We start from the raw sequence: 18,412 nt of genomic DNA on the forward strand, positions 1-18,412 counted from the left end.
GACAGCGCAGGATCCTCCGCGGACACGGGGCCAACGGCAACCAGCAACAGGGCGACAAGTAAAAGCGGCCGGGGTCTCATTATCCATCCGTCCTTGGGAAGGTCCCGTCATAGCATCGATTCAAAGGTTGCGACAGTGCAGCAACGGTCATGCTGCGTCGCAAGGTGCCACCCACCATTCGCACTGGTACGGTCCGATCCGTTGCACCACCACCGACGGGGAGAGACCACGATGCGCAAGGTAGTGCTGCTGTTGATCCTGCTGACCGGGCTGGCGCCCACCGCCTGGGCGGCCACGGTCAAGACCACCCATCGCACCATTCCCAGCTGGGATGGAACGCCTCTCGGGGCCTTCGTCATCGAACCGCAGGACGCGGGCAGCGGACGGTATCCGCTGCTGGTGATGCCCAGCAGCTGGGCCGTGCCCAGCGTGGAGTACGTGGGCGTGGCGCAGTCGTTGGCCCGGCGCGGCTATGTGGTCATCAGCTACAGCTCGCGTGGCTTCTGGGAGTCCGGCGGCAGCATCGACATCGCCGGGCCGGCCACGGTGGAGGACGTCAGTGCACTGATTGACTGGGCGCTGGACAACACCCGCACCGACCCGTCACGAATCGGCGTATCGGGCATCTCCTATGGGGCCGGCACCAGCCTGCTGGCGGCCGCACGCGATCCGCGCATCAAGGCAGTGGCTGCACTGAGTGGATGGGCCGACCTGCAGGCCTCGCTGTACAGCAACGACACCCCCAGCGCACAGGGCATCGCGCTGTTGGTTGCCGCAGGCCTGGCCACCGGTCGCCCGGGACCGGAGCTGTCCACCATCAATCGCAATGTGCTGGTCGGCAACTACCAGGGCGCGGTGGACTCGCTGTTGCCGGTGGCGGCGCAGCGCAGCCCCGGGGCCAGCATCGATGAGATCAACGCCAACCAGCCAGCGGTGTTCCTGGCCAACGCCTTCAACGACAGCCTGTTCCCGCCGGGCCAGCTGGTCGATTTCTTCAACCGCCTGAAGGGCCCCAAGCAGCTGCAGTTGCGCCATGGCGATCACGCGCTCAACGAAGCCTTTGGCGCACTGGGTGTTCCCAACGAGGTCTACGATTCGGTGGGCGACTGGTTCGACCATTACCTGAAGGGGGTGGCCAATGGCATCGACCGGCAGCCTGCGGTGCAGCTGAAGTCACAGAAGGGCAGCTGGAGCACGTATGCGAACTGGCAGGCGACCAATGCCGGCGCCATCAGCTACGCGCTGACCGCACCCAAAGGGCTGCTGCTGCCCACCGGAGGCCTGGCCGAAAGTGGAAGCAGCACCGGCTGGAACTACCGTATCGGCAGCGGCCTGCTGACGGCCGCCAACTCGGGCGTGGTGATGGCGTCCGGCGCGCTGCAGATGATCAACCTGCCACCGGGCGCCTATGTGCCGTTCGTCGGGCGCAACGCCGCGGGCGTCTGGCAAGGGCCGATCTACTGGAGTGCACGCCGTCTGGATGGCGCGCCGGAAGTGCGGATGACGGTCACGCCCAGCCGCGCCAACACCACGCTGTATGCCTACCTGTATGCCGAGGACGTGCTGGGCAATGGCCAGCTGATCAGCCACAAGCCTTACACGCTGCGCGGTGTCACGCCGGGGCAGGCGAAGACCATCGACCTGCGGCTGGAAGCCAGCAGCTGGAACATTCCGGCTGGCAGCCGCCTGACCCTGGTGGTTGATACGGTGGATCTGCGCTACTCGGGTATCAGCCAGTTGGGAGGTACGGTGACCTTCAGTTCGCCTGCCAACGCGCCTTCGGTGCTGAAGGTGCCGCTGCATTGATGGAAGGCCGCGCCCGTTGCGGTGGGCGCGGTACGCCAGGCTGGAAAACTGCGAGACTGGCGTTTGGTCCGGGAAAGGGATGAATCCATGGTCATTTCAGGGCTGCTGCTCGGTGCAGTGCTTGCGGCGCCCACCGCACAGGGTGCGCCGATCGCCTGGTCGGACACGCTGTCGAAGGATCTGGACGCTGCCAACGCGGCCATGCGCGGTAGCCATCCGGGCGCCGTGGATTCGCGGAATCCCGGTTTCCTTCCGCAGCTGGAGGCTGCCTCGGCGCTTGCGCGCTCGCGCGCGGCCAATGTCGACAGCTTCGCGGGCTACTGGTGGGCCATGAAGGGTTACGCGGCCTCCTTCAATGACGGCCACGTCAGCCTCAACGCGCTTGCCGACGCTCCCGATCTTCCAACGCAGTGGCCGGGGTTCCTGACCGGTTTCGACGGCGATGCGCAGGTGGTCATGACCGTGGACGGTGGTCCGGGCCATCCGCCGCTGGGGGCTCGATTGCTGTCCTGTGATGGCATCGATGCGCAGACGCTGGCTGCACGCCGGGTGGGTGACTTCAGCGGGCGCTGGAACCTGCAGGCCAGCCGCATCCAGGGTGGCGGCGAAGTGCTACTGGAGCAGGGCAATCCGTTCGTGCCCACGCTGCGCAGCTGCGTTTTTCAGTTGGATGGACGCGAGAAGCCCTACGCGCTGCAGTGGCAGCCACTGCAGGCGGCACAGCGCAAGGATCGCCTGGCCGATACTCGGCGCAGCTTCCGCCCGGCCAATGGTTGGCACACGGTGCCAGGCGGTGGCTACTGGATCACCACCAGCAGCTTCAATGCCGACCCTACGGAGCAGAACTTCAAGGAACTGACCGCGCTGCTCGAGCAGCTTGCTCCAAAAGCCGAAGCACTGCAGCAGGCACGGTCGGTCGTGCTGGATGTGCGTGGCAACAGTGGCGGTGCTTCGCAGTGGAGCATCGAACTGGCGCGATTGATCTGGGGCCGTGCCGCCGTGGACGCGCTGTCCGATCCCAGCTGGGTGGAGTGGCGGACCTCCGAGGCCAACATCGCCCAGTTGCGCGGCTTCCTGCAGAAGCTGGTGCAGGCGCCCGACGCGTCGCCAGAGCTGCGTCGCATGCTGGAATCGGTGACGGCGGGCATGGCACAGGCGCGCGACCGGGGTGAGGCAGTGTGGCGCGAGCCATCCGAGGCCAGGGCAGATACAGCTGCAACCGCAGGCCCGGCCGCTCCGCTGCGCAGGGGCAGGGTGGTGATCGTGGCCGATGCCTCCTGCGGCTCGGCCTGCCTCGATGCACTGGATCTGTGGAAACGGCTGGGCGCGGTGCAGGTGGGCGTCGAGACTTCGGCCGACAGCCTCTACATGGATGTCAGGCCGGAGCGGCTGCCAAGCGGGCTGGCCAGGATTTCGGTGCCGATGAAGGTTTTCCGGGGGCGGGTGCGTGGTTCGAATGAACCGCATGTGCCGGATCGTCGCTATGACGGCGACATGCGGGACACACGCGCACTGGAAGCGTGGCTGCTGGCGCTGTGAGGACGCACCTGCCCATGACGCGGGATTCCCACGTGCCGTTGCCGGACGCAACGCTGGGTCAGCGCAGGTCCGGTGGATTCATCGAAGCGTCGCGGACACAGGGATCACCGGCGTCCGGTGTCAGGCGCGCCTCGATGTCCGGTGGAAACTGCGGAATCCTGCTGGTCTGCATCACCACCCAGCGCATGATCGTGTGCAGGTAGTTGAGTGGCAGCATCGTGAGCCACATGAAACCCGGGAGCTGCGCGTCTTCGGCGAAGATGCGCTCCTTGCCGGACGCGAAGCTCTCGCGCTTGCCGTCCAGCGGCATGCAGCAGTGCACCGCGTCCACGACGGCTGCCGGTCCTTCTTCCATGTAGCGCCGCAGGAACTCCCAGTGGGCATGTGCGTTCTTGATGCGAGAGGTCGCGATGCAGAACGCGAACGTCTCCCGTACTGTGACGCCATCCGCGTCCAGGATCAGTCCGCGGACATCCCAGTTGTACCATCCGAAGGTTCCCGTTCCGCGGCCAAGCGTGAAATAGACCTGGTCCCAGGGCACGCTGAGGATGGTGCCATCCAGCCGGAACACGTGTATCTGCCGGTGCTTGCGATCGAGCGCGATCGGATAGTAGGTCCAGCGGAACAGCTCGAGGCAAGCCACCCAGATGCTCGCTGCAGTGAAGGCGGCCAGCATCGCCATGCCGATGAATATCGCCTCCCACAGGCCGTTTTCGTTGGGTAGCCTGTTCACGATCAGCAACCAGAGCAGCATCAGCACGCCGCCCAGCCCGAAGGCAATGCCGATCGCGCCCAGCAGGGCTGCAAAGCCACGCGCGGCGAACCAGCGATCCACCGAAACCAGGCCGTTCGAATTCATCTTCACCACGCACAGCTGTGCCAGCGGCACGACATCCAGCCGCTTCTTCTGCAGCAGGCGGTGCTCGCGATCAAACGCATTCAGTGGGCGGTTGTTGGAAAACTTGCGCGTGTATCCGGTGTAATCCATGGGCGATCCCTGCGCGATTCCTGCGCCCGTTGGATTCTAGCGGGATTCTCCCGGGGGGAGATCAGCGACGAACGTCGAACGGATGGCTCTCCATCAGTGCCCGGACTTCAGCTTCGCGGGCAGGGCTGAAGTCGCCGGGAATGGCGTGCTTCAACGCGCCCGCGGCCAGTCCGAAGCGCACGGTGTGTTCTGCGTCGAGCCCGGACAGCAATCCGTGCAGGATGCCGGCGGCAAAGGCATCGCCACCGCCGATGCGATCAACGATGCCGGGCAGCGGCCTCGGAGCAGCCTGCGCGCGGGTTCCATCGCGTCCCAGCAGCAGCGCACCGAGCACGTGATGGTCGGCGCTGATCACCTCGCGCTGGGTGCAGGCCAGCCACCGCAGGTGCGGGAACGCGGCAAAGGCAGTGGCCGCAGCGGCCTCGGTTCGGGCGATCGCATCGTCCTGCGCGAAGTGCAGCCCCAGCACCAGTTCGATGTCCCGATGATCGGCAAAGACAATGTCGGCCTCGGCGAACAGCTCACGCAGGATCGCCGCTGCGTCGCCATCCCAGCGTCGCCACAGTGAGGGACGGTAATTGCCGTCGAAAGACACCTGCACACCGGCCGCGCGAGCCGCACGCACGGCACCCAGCACCGACTCGGCCACGTTGGCGCCCAGCGCCGGGCTGACGCCCGAGACATGCAGCAGGTACGCGCCGGACAGCACGGCGGGCCACGCATGATCCTCGGCGCTGCTGTTTGCGAATGCAGAACCGGCCCGGTCATACACCACTTCACTGGCGCGCTGCACCGCACCGGTCGCCAGGAAGTACAGGCCCATGCGGTCACCCTCCACTTCACGCACGGCGGCCACGCCCACGCCATGCCGCCGCAGCTCGGCCACGGCATGCCGGCCCAGCGCGTTACCGGGTACCGTGCTGACCATCTGCACATCGTGGCCCAGGCTGGCCAGCGAGACCGCCACATTGGCCTCGGCACCTCCCACATGGACCTGCAGCTGCGGCGTCTGCAGCAGCAGTTCACGACCGGGCGCGCCCAGGCGCAGCAGCAACTCACCGAAACAAACGACGCGGCTCATCGGTTCTCTCTCACTCGGGGGTAGTGCAGCCCAGCATGCGCAGATCGATGGCATCGGCCATGCGCCGGTAGCCTTCGTCGTTGGGATGCAGATGGTCGCGGGTGATCTCGTTGGGCAGCGATTCGGCTGCCTTCGGGTCACGCAGCGCGGCATCGAAATCGATGATGCCGTCGAAGCCGCTGTTGCCGCCACGTGCCCACTGGTTGATCGTGGTGCGGGTGGCGGCGGACACGGGCTCGTAGCGCTCGGAACCGCCGAACGGGGTCAGCGTACCCAGCCAGGCGCGGATGCCGTGCGCATGCAGCCGCGCCGCAACCTGTTGATAGCCCAGCAGCATGTCCGCCGCATTGCGTCCAGGCAGCGGCTGCGCGCCACCGCCGTGGCGGATGTCATTGATGCCTTCGAACAGGATCACCTGATCGGCGTCGGCCACTGCGATCACGTCGCGATCCAATCGTGACAGCGCACTGTGGCTGCGGCCATGATCAAGCAGCTTGTTGCCGCTGATGCCCTGGTTGAGTACCACGAACCGGTTCGGGCAGGCCTGCTGCAGGCGCTGCGCCAACCGCTCCGGCCACTGGTTGAAGGTGCCGCGGCGTGCGGTGGCGCCTTCCGTGATGGAATCGCCCAGCGCCACGATTACCTGGGGACGATCATCACGCTGCACCATCACTGCCGAGAACACGTTCTGCTGGTAGCTCAGCCGCACGCTGTCGGCGACGGCTGTCTGCCTGCCATCTGCGACCCGCAGCTCGGTGCGGCGCACGGCGGGGCGGGTGGGCTGCGGGAAATAGGCACTCACGCTGATCTCCTGCAGCGCCGCCACCGGCATCCGCACCGGGTCGCTCAGCAGCGCGGCTCCGACCGGCACCTCGATGACCGCGCGGCCATCCACCGTTACCGGCTGCGGTGCGGCCTTGCCGTTCTTCACTCCCACACGCAGGTCCTCGACCCGCAAGGGCGCCGTGCCGAGCTCGTTGCTGATGCGCAGCCGCAGCGCATCGCCACGGCTGCCGATACGCATGTCCTGGCGCACGGTCTGTGCGGCGAACTGTACCGGCGCATCGGACGTTCCGTCCTTGCGGTCGGGCGCGGGCGCGGCCGTCCAGGCAGTGACCCACACGGGTGCGGCCCACACGGCGGGCGCCGTCATGGCGGAGCAGAGCGTCAATGAAAACAGAAGTGTCCAGCGCTGCATGGGCAGGAGTCCGGTCAGGTGTCAGGAGAAGTAGGTGCCGCCGTTGACGTCCAGATTCGCGCCGGTGATGAACGCCGCCGCATCCGAGGCCAGGAACACCGCAGCGTCGGCGGCTTCGTCCGGCGCGCCCTGGCGGCGCAACGGGGTGGCGCCGGCAACGGCTGTGCGTACTTCCGGCTTGGTGAATTCGTCGTGGAAGCGGGTGGCGATCATGCCGCAGCACAGCGCGTTCACGCGGATTCCCTTCGGTCCCAGCTCCTTGGCCATGGCACGGGTGAAGGTCATCACTGCCGCCTTGGCGGTGGCGTAGATCGATGCGCCCGGGCCGCCGCCATCACGGCCTGCCTGCGAGGCGAAGTTGACGATGGCCGCGCCTTCGCGCATGTGCGGCACCACCGCGTGGGTGGTGAGGTAGGTCGAGGTCAGGTTCAGGTCCATCACGGTGTGGAAGAACACCGGGTCGATGTCGGCCAGCGGCCGGCGCTGCACCATGCCACCGGCCACGTTCACCAGCAGGTCGATGCGCTCGCCGAACGCGGCCTGTGCCGCAGCGACCAGGCCGGCGACGGCCGTGGCATCGGTGACGTCGGCGCGATGCACGATGGCCTGGCCACCGGCCGCCTGGATCCGTGCCAGCGTTTCCTGGGCACTGGCCTCATCATTGGCGTAGTTGATGCAGACGCGTGCACCGGCGGCAGCCAGCTTGATCGAAACGGCGCGGCCGATATCGCGGCCACCGCCGGTGACAATGGCCACCTTGTCCTGGAACGACATGCGGAAAACTCCTTGATTTGCGGGGGAATGAAAAGCGTGGGCTCAACCGCCGCGGCGGTCGAGCTTGTGGATAGGTCCGGTCCACCACCACAGCGCGGCCAGCGACAGCGGCACCAGGGCGGCAACGAGGATGAAGATCGGGGCATAGGAGTGGCGGGTCAGCACCGGCACCAGCCAGGTGGTGATCAAGGTGCCGGCCACGGCGGCCAGGCCACCCAGGCCCGCCAGCGTGCCCACCGAGCGGCCGTCGAACAGATCGCCGGGAAGGGTCTGGATGTTGCCGATGGCCACCTGGAAGCCGAACAGCACCGCAGCGATCGCCAGCACCGCCAGCAGCGGATGGTTGGCCAGCACGGCACCCAGCAGGGCAGGAGCCATGACCACGCAGCCCAGCGTTATGGACAGCTTGCGGGCGCGGTCCACGCTGTGCCCGGCGCGGATCAGGCGCCCGGAGAGCCAGCCGCCGCTGAGGCTGCCCAGCATCGCGCCGACAAACGGCACCCAGGCGAACAGGCCGATCTGCTTGATGTCGAAGCCGAAGGTTTCAGCCAGGTAGATCGGCAGCCAGGACACGAACAGCCACCAGATCGGGTCCAGCAGGAAGCGGCAGGCGAGCATGCCCCAGCTCTGCCGGTGGGCCAGCAGCTCACGAACGCTGGCCTTCGGCGCCACCACCGCCTGTTGCCCGGCCTGGTCTTCCTGAATCAGCCGGCGCTCGGCATCGCTCACCCACGGATGCTTGTCCGGCCCGGCGCGGTAGACAAACAGCCACGGCAGCAGCCACAGGAAACCTATGGCACCGACCAGCACGAAGGTACCGCGCCAGCCCAGCCACAGGTACAGGCCGGCGATGGCCGGCGCGGAAACGATCGCGCCGATCGACGCGCCGGCGTTGAACACGCCTTGCGCCAGTGCGCGCTCGCGCGCCGGGAACCACTCGGCATTGGCCTTCACCGCGCCCGGCCACGCGCCTGCTTCGCTGATGCCCAGCATCGCCCGCACCAGGCTGAAGGACAGCATCGAATGGGTGATCGAGTGCAGGGCGATGGAGATCGACCACACGCTGATCGACAGGGCGAAACCCAGGCGCGTGCCGATCATGTCGAACAGGCGGCCGAACAGGAACTGGCCGGCGGCGTAGAACAGCATGAACACCGTCACCAGCAGGGCGTAGTCATCCTTGGTCGCGCCCACTTCCCTGGCGATTTCCGGCCACATCACCGCCAGTGCGTTGCGGTCGATGTAGTTGATGACCGTGGCCACGGCAATCAGGCCCACGATCAGCCAGCGCACGGCTGAACGCACCGGCACCTTGCTCAGCTTGGCCACCACCGCAGGGCCGTTCATTTGCCGTCACCCTTGCTGCGGTCCAGGCGCGCATGGCTGCCGTTCCAGCGGTAGACGTGGCCGTCGACGGTCACGCTGTGCTCGCCCTTGGCGCTGCTGTCGTCGGCCACGCCCAGGGCGATGCGTGCACCGCTGGCCAGGCGCAGCTCGATCACCTCGGCATCGCTGCCGCGGGTACGCACGATCTCCCTGATGCGGCTGTCGGCGCCGTGCACGTACTCGGCGGTGCCGTTGTACTCGCCATGCGGCTCCAGCACGCTGAAGAAGGTGACGTCCTTGTGGCCGTCCACGCGCTGCAGCAGGGCAGGCTCACGGCGCAGGTTGAATTCCGGATCGTTCGCGCCGCTTTCCACCAGCAGCGCCTGCGCCGGCGCACTGCTGCCGAAGCGGTAGGTGTAGAAGCGCCCGTCCAGCAGCCACGCCAGCGACCGCGGCTCGCTGCCGGGTTTGCTGCGTGCATCCAGCCACAGGTGCTGGTAGCCGTTGTCCTTGCCCAGCACCGGGCGCTGGCTGGGGAAGTGCTCGGCCTCGAAGCCGGTGGTGACGATGTGGCCGTTGAAGTGCAGCGGCAGGTCGTAGCGCGCGGCCTTGTCGCCGTGCACCTGCAGCAGGTCCAGCACCACCGGCAGGCCCAGGTCGGGGTGGCGCAGCAGCGCCTGGGTGCGGGTGAACGCCACGCCGGGATAGGCATCGCGCATCGTTGCCGAGGCAATCTGGGTATCGGCATCGGCCTGGAAGAAGCGCACCTGCGGGGCATGCGCCTCGCCACGCTTCCAGTCGCCGTTGAAGTGGCTCTGCTCGTCCACCACCAGGGTGTTGTGGGCCACGGTCTGCTTGGCCCAACTGCGGTTCTCGGCCAGGTAGATGCCACCGCGCTTGGCTTCCACGTTGAGGAAGCGGGCGGCGCCGTAATCGGTCACCACCGGGTTGCCGTTGTCGTAGAACAGCCAGTTGAGCTTGTCGAAGTGGCCGTGGCCCATGCCCTGCATCGTGTCCTTCTGCACCAGTGCCTGGCCGCGTTCGCCGTTCATGCGCAGAATCGCCAGGCCGCCGCGGTCGCCGTCGGGGCCATCGCGCAGCAGCATCGGGCGGTAGTCGAAGGGCTTGGCCTTGTTGGCGGCCAGTGCCTGCGCCACCTGCAGGCCTTCGGGTGACAACAGCAGGCGCTTCTGCTGCTGGGCCACCGACAACAGGCGGTCATCACCGGTGCGCGCATAGGCGATGCCGATGCCGGCCACCAGCTCTTCGGTGTCGATGCCCTTGTCCAGAATCGCATCGTTGATCGGGAAGAACAGGCCGCCATAGCTGGACTGCACCAGCACATCCACCGCCTTCAGCAACACGCCATCGCGACGCGCGAAGATCTTCCGCTGCGGCTCATTGCGTTCGATGGCGCTGGCGAACAGCAGGAACGGCGCCAGTGCATAGCGCTGGTAGTAGGGGCCTTCCTCGTAGTAGCCATCGGGCGAGAACAGCAGGTCGATCTGCCGCAGGAAGCCGAACTTGTCGTCCTTCTGGCTGCCGCGCAGGGACTTCTCCACCAGTTCCTGGTCGCGCAGCACGTAGCCGGTCATGCCGGTGGCGGCCACCGCCCACGTGGCGTGGTTATGGATCTGGTCGTAGTTCTTCGGTTCGCTGACGAGGAACTCGGCCATCGGCCGGAACACCTTCGATTCGATGGTGTCGCGGTCCTCGGCGGACAGCGCGTCACGGATCGCGTCATAGCCCTGAATGGCGTTGACCAGCCATACCGAATCGTTGAGCACCTGCCAGAACACGCGGCCGGGAATCTGGCCCCTGCCTTCCGGGTGCGGGCCGAGCGTCGGGTACAGCTCGGCATACTGCAGCAGCATGTCGCGCGCGTAATCCACGTAGGTCCTGTCGCCGGTCAACCGGTACAGCGTGCCCGCCGCCAACAGTGCCTGGTAGTTGCGCTTGTGCTGTTCATGGGTGCGCCCGCCGCCCTTGTCCCTGGGCACCGGCACGTCGATGCCGGCCTTCATCATCTTCTTCAGTGTTGCCTCGGTGCGCGCCTGCTCCTTGGCGAACCACGGGTAGCGGCGGCCTTCGCTGGCCATCTGCTGCCAGTGCGCAGCGGTGACCAGCACCGGCGCGGTGTCGGCCTGCCGCGCAGCGGCAGCGGGCGCTGCGAGCAGCGACGCGGTCGGCAGCAGGGCGAAGGGGGCGGCCAGGGCCAGGGAAACGAACAGCGGCTGCAACCTCATCGATCAACTCCATTGCGGGTGCGTGACAGGGCAACTTCGCCCACCTTGGGATACCAGGCGACGCCGGTCGCCTCGCGCGCGGTCATCGCTAGGGCAGGATCGGCGCCCACGGCGGGCAGGGCAGGCGTGGCCACCCACAATCCGCTGGCAGCCTGCTGCAGGCTGACGCCACGGCCTTCTACGCCACCCGGGAACACGGTGCTGGCTGCCGGCGACTGCACGTTGCCGCTGAAGTCGATGCCGGTCAGCGAACTGGCGGCAGTTGGCGGGTTGCTGCTGTTGCGGTTGACGATCAGGTTGCCGGTGAAGCGGCTGCTGCTGGCGGCGACCACGATGCCTTTGGCTTCATCGTGGCCGACGCCGAAACTGATCTTCGCCACGTCCACGAAGGTGTTGCGATTGATCGTGGCATTCACCACCGGCGCATAGCCGGACAGCGGAGGACTGGCCTGCGCATCCATCACCGCCAACGCCGAACGGTTGCTGGACCCGGCCAGCCGCTCGAAGTAGTTGTTGCTGACGGTCTGGTCGGCGTTGATGATGCGTACGCCGCCGGTGCCGGCCTTGTCATCGCCGAGGAAGACGTTGTCGATCACCCGGTTGCCGTTGCCATGGCGCAGGGTCAACGCGCCGGCCGAACGGTAGAACACGTTGCCGCGGTAGGTGTTGCCGCCGGACTTGTTGCTGATGATCTCGGTCTCGCCGTCGCAGCCTTCGAACCAGTTGTTCTCCACCGTGCTGTTGGAATCGCTCAGTGAGCTGTCGCTGGTGCCGACGCGGATCGTTTCGCCCCCGTTGACGCCCAGCGCCGGGCGCGGCCCGAACCAGTTGTGGTCGATACGGTGCTGGTTGTCCAGGCCCTGGGTGGCATCGCGCACCACCACCACGGTCGGCCCGGCGTTGGTCTTGCCGCGCAGCTGGCTGTGATCCAACCGGTTGTTGCTGCCATACAGCGATACCCAGTAGTCCTGGTCGCTGGCATCCGGGTTGGCGTAGTCATCGATCACCAGGCCGGTGACGCGGCTGTTGCTGGCGACGGCCTTGCTCGACTCGCGGAACGCCACCACCGCATCACCCGGCGCATAGCCGTTGCGGAACACCAGGTTGGACACCTGCAGGTAGCTCCCGGCCAGGCGCAGGTCCGAGCGCCCGCTGAGGACGACCTTGCCGGCGGTCTGCGCGCGCAGCACGATCGGTGCGGCTGCCGTGCCCTGACCCTTAAGCAGCAGCCGGGCATCGGTCCAGGTGCCGTCAGCCAGCACGATCTCATCGCCAGGCTGCAGCGCCGAGGCGGCGGTAGTGAACTCCGCGACATCGTGGACGAGCCAGCTGGCTGCACTCGCTGCTGAAGTGGTCAGGCACATTGCCAGGCCAGTGGTCAGGCAAAACAGCCATGAATCATTGGATCGGTGACGCGCCAGCGAGTGAATGCGCATGAAATCCTTCCAGGGACGGCCGGGCCGTCGTTTCAGGGTGGGCCTGCATACCACTTTCGGGTCTGTTGTAAGCCAGCTTTCGCGCAAAGTCATGCTGCATGAGCACATTAAATTGCGATCAAGTGGTATGGATCAAAGGCATTTGAACAATCGCATACCAATTGGTTGACATTTTCATGTCGCCGTGCCGAAGCTGCGTCCCACGCCTGGCATGCAGGCGATCCTTTGGGAGGAGGAAACCATGCGGCGACCCGCCGGAGCAGTGCACAGCATCTCGTTGTCCCCCACACCCCTGATCGTGGCGCTGCTCGCCGTGCTGGCGGGGCTGCCCACGGCCCAGGCGCAATCCGGCAAGGACGCGGCAGGGCAGGATCCCACCACGCTGGACCAGGTGCAGGTCACCGGCATCCGCGAATCGATGCAGAGTTCGATCAACAGGAAGCGCGATGACACGGTCATTGCCGACGTGCTCTCGGCCGATGACATCGGCGACCTGCCGGCGCCCTCGCTGGCCGATGCGATCGAGACCCTGACCGGCGCCGCTTCGACCCGCGACAAGACCGGCGCCTCGGAAATCTCCATCCGTGGCCTGGGCGCCTTCCTCAGCAGCACCAACTTCAATGGCCGCGAGATCACCAACGGCAGCGGCGACCGCTCGGTGAACTTCAACATGTTCCCCGCCGAGCTGATCAATACGGTGGCCATCTACAAGACCCAGCGCGCCGACATCATCGAAGGCGGCGTGGCTGGCACTATCGGCCTGGAAACAGTGCGCCCACTGGAGTACGGCAAGCGTGCGGCGCAGCTGGACCTGCGCGGCAGCTGGGCCGAGTATGACAAGAAGTACCGCGACGACGACGGCATCGGCCATCGCGGCACCGCCAGCTACATCGACCAGTTCGAGTTCGGCAACGGGCAGAAGCTGGGCATCTCGCTGGGCTTCCAGCGCCTGGACGGCACCGACCCGGAAGAGAGCATCACCAGCGGTTCCACCTGGTATGCCTGCGATGGCACGCAGAACGTGGGCAATGCCAACTGCAATGAAGTGTCCGCGAAGGCCATCGCCAACGGCGCGCCGTACTACCTTGTGCCAAGCAGCCGCATCTACCGGCTCAAGCAGGAGCGTAACGACCGGCAGAGCGAGTTCGCCGCATTGCAGTGGCGGCCCAATGACGTGGTTGAAGTGAACCTCGACTTCGAACACACCGAGCGCAACTGGTACGAGAACCGCAGCGACCTGAGCCTGTCCAACGCCCGCCGTGGCATCACCCGGCGCGAGGTGGACGAGGACGGCATCGTGCGCCACCTGCATGGCAGCACCTCGATTGATTCCACCTCAAACCGCTACTGGCGTGGCGAGGAGTACACCGGGGGTGGCCTGAACCTGATCCTGCGACCGACCCCGGCCTGGGAACTGTCCACCGATCTTTCGTACTCGCACACCAATCGCCTCGACAGCGAGCGCATGACCCGCCTTCGTGCCAACCAGCGCGACGTCAACAATGCCATCGTGCCGGGCATCAGCAGTGGTGCCACCGGCTACGTGGACTATGACTGGGACTGGCACGGCGAAGTGCCCAGTGTCGCGCTGGCGCCGAACTTCGACCCCAACAACTGGGACGCCTACACCGGCGCGGCGCGCGTCACCTCCAGCGCAACGGAGAACGACCACAGGATCAAGGCCGGCCGCTTCGACGCCAGCTTCATGCCCGAGTCCGGTTTCTTCACCCGTATCAAGGGTGGCGTGCGTGCCAGCCAGGCGGACTACCGCCTGCGCGACAACACCCTGGTAAGCGATTACGACCAGCGCGTGGCGGCCGACAAGGCGAAGATCATCGCCGCCAACCAGGCCTGCCGCGCGCCGTTCCCACAGGATGACTTCATGGATGCCGCCAGCGGCAACACGATCTCCTCGTGGGCGTACTTCGATCCGAACTGCCTGTACCAGTCGTTCCGTGGCAGCCTCGACAGTGGGTTGGATCCGGGTTTCCAGGATCCGAACAATGTCGATATCACCGAGAAGACACGCGCGCTCTATCTGATGGGGGAGTTCAGCAGCAGCCTGTTCGGCTTGCCGGTGACCGGCAACCTCGGCCTGCGCTGGGTCAAGACCGATGTTCGCTCCGAAGGCGTGCGTACCGGGCTGCGTATCGAGGACAATGGTGACGGCACGATCCGCCTGCAACCCACCGGTGCGTACAGCACGCAGGTGTTCAAGGCGGGCAACGACAAGCTGCTGCCTAGCCTCAACGCGGTCTTCGCACTGCGCCCGGACGTGTTGCTGCGGGTCGGTGCATACCGCGCGATGTCGCGACCGGACATCGCCGCGCTGGGTGCCGGGCGCACCATCAACGTGAGCAGTGATGCCACCTACGGCAATCTGGCCGACGCGCTGGATGACATCAGCGCCAGCGGCAACCCCGCCGCGCAGCCGCTGATGTCCTGGAACGGCGACCTGTCACTGGAGTGGTACCCGAACCCGGACACGATGCTGGCCGGCGCGGTGTACTGGAAGCAGTTCAACGGCGGCACCGCCACTGCGCTGGTGCCGGAGACCTACACCATCGACGGCCAGAGCGTGACCGTGCCGGTACGCCAGCAGGTAACCACCGACGAGGACAGCACGCTGACCGGCTTCGAGCTGACCGCCACCCATCGACTGTCGTACCTGCCCAAGCCGTTCGACGGACTGGGCTTCAAGGTCAGTTACAACTACGCCGATGCCGACTACCGGACCCAGGACTCGCGACTGGGCGAGCAGCTGGCCAGTGACGGCACGATCCTTCCGGCGATCGTGCCGCCGGCGGGTCTCAGTGGCTTCTCGCGGCACGTCCTGTCAGGTTCGATCTACTGGGACGTCGGACGTTTCAACATCCAGGCCATCGGCAAGTTCCGCTCGCACTACTACCAGGACTTCACCGGCAATACCGCGCAGCAGAACCGCTACTACGATGACAACACCAGCGTGGACCTGCGCCTGCGCTACCGGGTGAACAAGCAGTTGTCGCTGTCGCTGGAGATGATGAACCTGACCAACGAGCCGCGCGTGGCCTACCAGCCGCTTTATGGGAACTTCCGCGAAGTGGTGACCTACGGGCGGCGTGCGTATTTCGGTGTACGATACAAGTTCTGAACAGGGCGGCGTGGCCAGCGGTCGCGCCGTCGCTCCAACCGGACCCTTGCCGGCCGCGGTGGCAGGGCAGGGACCGGGAAGGAATCGCCAAGGGTCAGCCGCATGTCCGCCAACCGCCTTTACCAGACCATCGCTGCCAAGCTCCGCAAGCTGATCGAGGACGGCGAATTTCCGCCAGGCTCGCGGCTGCCGGGCGAGCGTGAACTGGCCGAACGGTTCGGTGTCAGCCGGGTCACCATCCGCGAAGCCGAGATTGCACTGGAAGCACAGGGCTGGATTGCGATCCGCATCGGATCGGGCGTGCATGTGAAGCCGCGCCCGACGCAGGCGTCCGGCGGGCTGCCGGATGTCAGCGCCTTCGACCTCACCGCTGCCCGCGCGGTATTCGAGGCCGAGGCCGCCGCTCTGGCGGCAAGCAATCTGGACGATGCCGGCATCGCCGAACTGCGGGTGCTGGCCGAAGCGCTGTGCCGTCGCGACCTGAGCGACGCGGAAGCCGGCGAGTACGATCGCCGTTTCCATCTGACCATTGCCCGCCTCTCAGGCAATCCGGTGGTGGAGTACTTCGTGCAGCAGATCTGGCGCATGCGCAGCGAACTGCCGCGGGTGACCGAGGTCTATTCGCGGGTCTGCCATGATGATGGCGCCAGCCGTGCCGACGAACACATGGCCATCTTCGAAGCACTGCGCGCACGCGATCCGGTGGCCGCGCGCAATGCCATGCGCCATCATTTCCAGCGTCTGTTCGAAGCCATGCTGCAGGCGACCGAAAGCCAGGCGCTGGAGGAGATCCGCCGCCGCACGCAGCAGGACCGCGAACGGTTCATGGCCACGACGCGTATCTGAGTAACGGCGTTTCCAGGGCCGCCGGGGCGGGTCAGGACGCTGTGACGTGCGGGGAATCATCCTTGCCGGTGCCGACGAGCGCGAAGTAAGCTCTGCTTCGTCGACGAGGGGGACACCATGTACGCAAGGATCGCGGCAGCTGCGCTGCTGTGTATGACGGCCCTGCCTGCGTCGAGCGCCAACCGCGGCTCGACGGTGATGGAGGATTACGCGGCGGCGCTGAATGCCCGCGGGCAGATTCTGCAGTTGGATACCGGTGACATGTTCGGGGAAAGGATCGGGCTGTTTACCGGCTCGGTGGAATTCCTGCAGACCGACGTCGACCTGCCGGGCAACAGTGCGCTGGAGGTGGGCATCAAGCGGCGCTTGGTGGCAGGTGCGCAGGGCCGGCAGGGATTGGGCATGTTCGGGGTGTGGGACCTGGCCCTGCCCAGGGTGCATGGGACGTTCAGCACCCAGGGTGGATGGAAGAATTACGTGGTGGCCGAGCCGCTCAACCGCTGTTCGAAGTTCACCCCGCCTCCAACCGAGATCGTCACGGTGAAGGCACAGACGCCGACCGGGCCAGGGACATTCACCGAGTACTTCAACTCCGACGAGTTCTGGCATGGAACGCAGCTCTACCTGCCAGAGACCGGTGACGAGGATCTGCTCGCGCAAAGCAACGAATGGCCGGTGCCGAGTACAGGGCATGCGTACCCGATGCGAACCAAGAGCGGCAATGTCATCCGCTGCGTCGCCATGGACGATGGGGCAGGTGAGGGCTTCGAAGTCACGACGCCTGCCGGCATCACCTACACGCTCAATCATATGGCCAGCCTTGGCAGCGGACCGCCATTGATCAAGAAGGGATACTCGCGGGGAAACTTCGGCTCGGTTACGGAGTTCGAGTTCGTTCTTTTCCGGCAGGAGTTCCATATTCTTCCGACCAGTGCCCGAGACCGGTTTGGAAATTCGGTGACCTACACGTGGGATCCGGCAAATCCACGGCAGTTGCTGCGCATCGCAGCCAACGATGGCCGCACCGTCGATCTCGAGTGGACGGCTGGATCGCCCAGCACGCTGCCAAGCGAAGTGAGCGCGGTCCGTGCGGGTGGGAGGACGTGGACCTACGGTACGGTGGTGGGTGGCTACAAGGTCACCTTCCCGGACCAGTCCTACTGGCAGACTACGGGGTTCAACGTAGGCACCATGGGTGCCGGTGCCGTTCCCGCAGAGCGGGGTTTCTGCCGGAATCCGGGTGTGGTGACCTACGGCCATTCCGGTTCGATCCGCCATCCCAGTGGTGCAGTGGCGAAGTATCGCTTCGAGCCGACGCTGCATGGCCGCTCGTGGGCGCGTTATGGCTGCAATATGGCCGACAGCACCGGTAGCGGGTTCCTCGACTCGATCGAATACACGCCCGCCAGGTACTACACGTGGTCGCTGGTTTCCAGGACAGTCACCGGGCCGGGCATCGACCAGCCTTATACGTGGGCCTACAGTTACGGCCCGGCCAACGGGTGCTATGCCGACGGCAGCAAGGAACTGTGCCAGGCCAATTCGCCGGCCACGAAGTGGGTGGACGTCAAGGATGCAGAGGGCGTCACCACCCGGCACACCTTTGGCAATCGATTCAATGTGGACGAAGGCTATCTGCTTTCCTCGGTCCAGCCGGGCCGCGCCACCACCCTCAGCTATCAGCTTGACGCTTCCGGCAGCTATCCGGCATTGGCCGGGCGACCGGCATATCAGCGTGCCAGCGGAATCATCGCAGCCAAGCAGATACCGTTGCTGCAGAAGGTCATCGAGCAGGATGGCGTACGCTACATCTGGAAGGTCAATACGTTCGACAGCATGGCACGACCTGTGTCCATCACTGAAGCCAGCCAGCCCGTGCAGTAGGCGTACGATGTGGCAGGACAGGGGCCGCAACGCGGGCAGTGGCACGTGCTGGATTGCCCCGCCGCGCCCTGTTCGCCCTGGAAAAGGGAGCAGCAAGGACGAAGGCACTACACCGCCGGAACCGTGATCCTCTGCAGATCCAGTCTGGCCCTGGC

The 18,412-nt window shown here is 65.9% G+C and carries 12 protein-coding genes; 5 read left to right on the plus strand and 7 right to left on the minus strand.

Annotation, left to right across the window (positions count from 1 at the left end):
- The first annotated feature begins 231 nt into the window (after positions 1 to 231).
- Positions 232 to 1,806: an alpha/beta fold hydrolase gene (locus tag O0K41_RS00130; RefSeq protein WP_099605214.1), complete on the plus strand. Its 1,575-nt coding sequence runs from the start codon at positions 232 to 234 to the stop codon at positions 1,804 to 1,806.
- An 87-nt stretch (positions 1,807 to 1,893) separates the two neighbouring features.
- On the plus strand, positions 1,894 to 3,345 hold the full coding sequence (locus O0K41_RS00135) for a S41 family peptidase (protein WP_099605213.1): 1,452 nt from the start codon (positions 1,894 to 1,896) through the stop codon (positions 3,343 to 3,345).
- Positions 3,346 to 3,403: 58 nt separating this feature from the next.
- Here O0K41_RS00135 and O0K41_RS00140 read toward each other — a convergent pair whose 3' ends face one another.
- From O0K41_RS00140 to O0K41_RS00170, 7 genes are all read right to left on the minus strand, one after another.
- Entirely contained in the window at positions 3,404 to 4,333 is a 930-nt protein-coding gene (locus O0K41_RS00140) for a DUF6708 domain-containing protein (RefSeq protein ID WP_099605212.1), read from the minus strand.
- A 61-nt stretch (positions 4,334 to 4,394) separates the two neighbouring features.
- On the minus strand, positions 4,395 to 5,414 hold the full coding sequence (locus tag O0K41_RS00145) for a sugar kinase (RefSeq protein ID WP_099605211.1): 1,020 nt from the start codon (positions 5,412 to 5,414) through the stop codon (positions 4,395 to 4,397).
- A 10-nt stretch (positions 5,415 to 5,424) separates the two neighbouring features.
- On the minus strand, positions 5,425 to 6,612 hold the full coding sequence (locus O0K41_RS00150; RefSeq protein ID WP_099605210.1) for a GDSL-type esterase/lipase family protein: 1,188 nt from the start codon (positions 6,610 to 6,612) through the stop codon (positions 5,425 to 5,427).
- Between the two features lie 21 nt (positions 6,613 to 6,633).
- Positions 6,634 to 7,386, minus strand: coding sequence for a glucose 1-dehydrogenase (locus O0K41_RS00155; protein ID WP_005409758.1), 753 nt, complete (start codon positions 7,384 to 7,386; stop codon positions 6,634 to 6,636).
- Between the two features lie 42 nt (positions 7,387 to 7,428).
- Entirely contained in the window at positions 7,429 to 8,733 is a 1,305-nt protein-coding gene (locus O0K41_RS00160) for an MFS transporter (RefSeq protein ID WP_049450748.1), read from the minus strand.
- The gene (locus O0K41_RS00165; RefSeq protein ID WP_088436511.1) at positions 8,730 to 10,958 is read right to left on the minus strand and encodes an oligoalginate lyase; all 2,229 of its coding nucleotides are present in this window, start codon (positions 10,956 to 10,958) and stop codon (positions 8,730 to 8,732) included. Before O0K41_RS00165 ends, O0K41_RS00160 begins: the two co-directional genes overlap by 4 nt.
- On the minus strand, positions 10,955 to 12,394 hold the full coding sequence (locus tag O0K41_RS00170) for a polysaccharide lyase 6 family protein (RefSeq protein WP_099605209.1): 1,440 nt from the start codon (positions 12,392 to 12,394) through the stop codon (positions 10,955 to 10,957). Before O0K41_RS00170 ends, O0K41_RS00165 begins: the two co-directional genes overlap by 4 nt.
- A 241-nt stretch (positions 12,395 to 12,635) precedes the next feature.
- Here O0K41_RS00170 and O0K41_RS00175 point away from each other — a divergent pair, with 241 nt between their 5' ends.
- The 3 genes from O0K41_RS00175 (at position 12,636) to O0K41_RS00185 (ending at position 18,257) form a co-directional block, all read left to right on the plus strand.
- Complete coding sequence (locus tag O0K41_RS00175; RefSeq protein ID WP_108269834.1) at positions 12,636 to 15,527, plus strand: TonB-dependent receptor; 2,892 nt, start codon at positions 12,636 to 12,638, stop codon at positions 15,525 to 15,527.
- 102 nt (positions 15,528 to 15,629) lie between these two features.
- The gene (locus O0K41_RS00180; RefSeq protein ID WP_057501701.1) at positions 15,630 to 16,373 is read left to right on the plus strand and encodes a FadR/GntR family transcriptional regulator; all 744 of its coding nucleotides are present in this window, start codon (positions 15,630 to 15,632) and stop codon (positions 16,371 to 16,373) included.
- 117 nt (positions 16,374 to 16,490) lie between these two features.
- A complete protein-coding gene (locus O0K41_RS00185) occupies positions 16,491 to 18,257 on the plus strand; it encodes a wall associated protein (RefSeq protein WP_108269835.1) in 1,767 nt (588 codons plus the stop codon).
- Positions 18,258 to 18,412 lie beyond the last annotated feature (155 nt).

It is taken from the genome of Stenotrophomonas sp. Sm2128 (assembly GCF_030985535.1).
Classification (GTDB): Bacteria; Pseudomonadota; Gammaproteobacteria; order Xanthomonadales; family Xanthomonadaceae; genus Stenotrophomonas; species Stenotrophomonas maltophilia.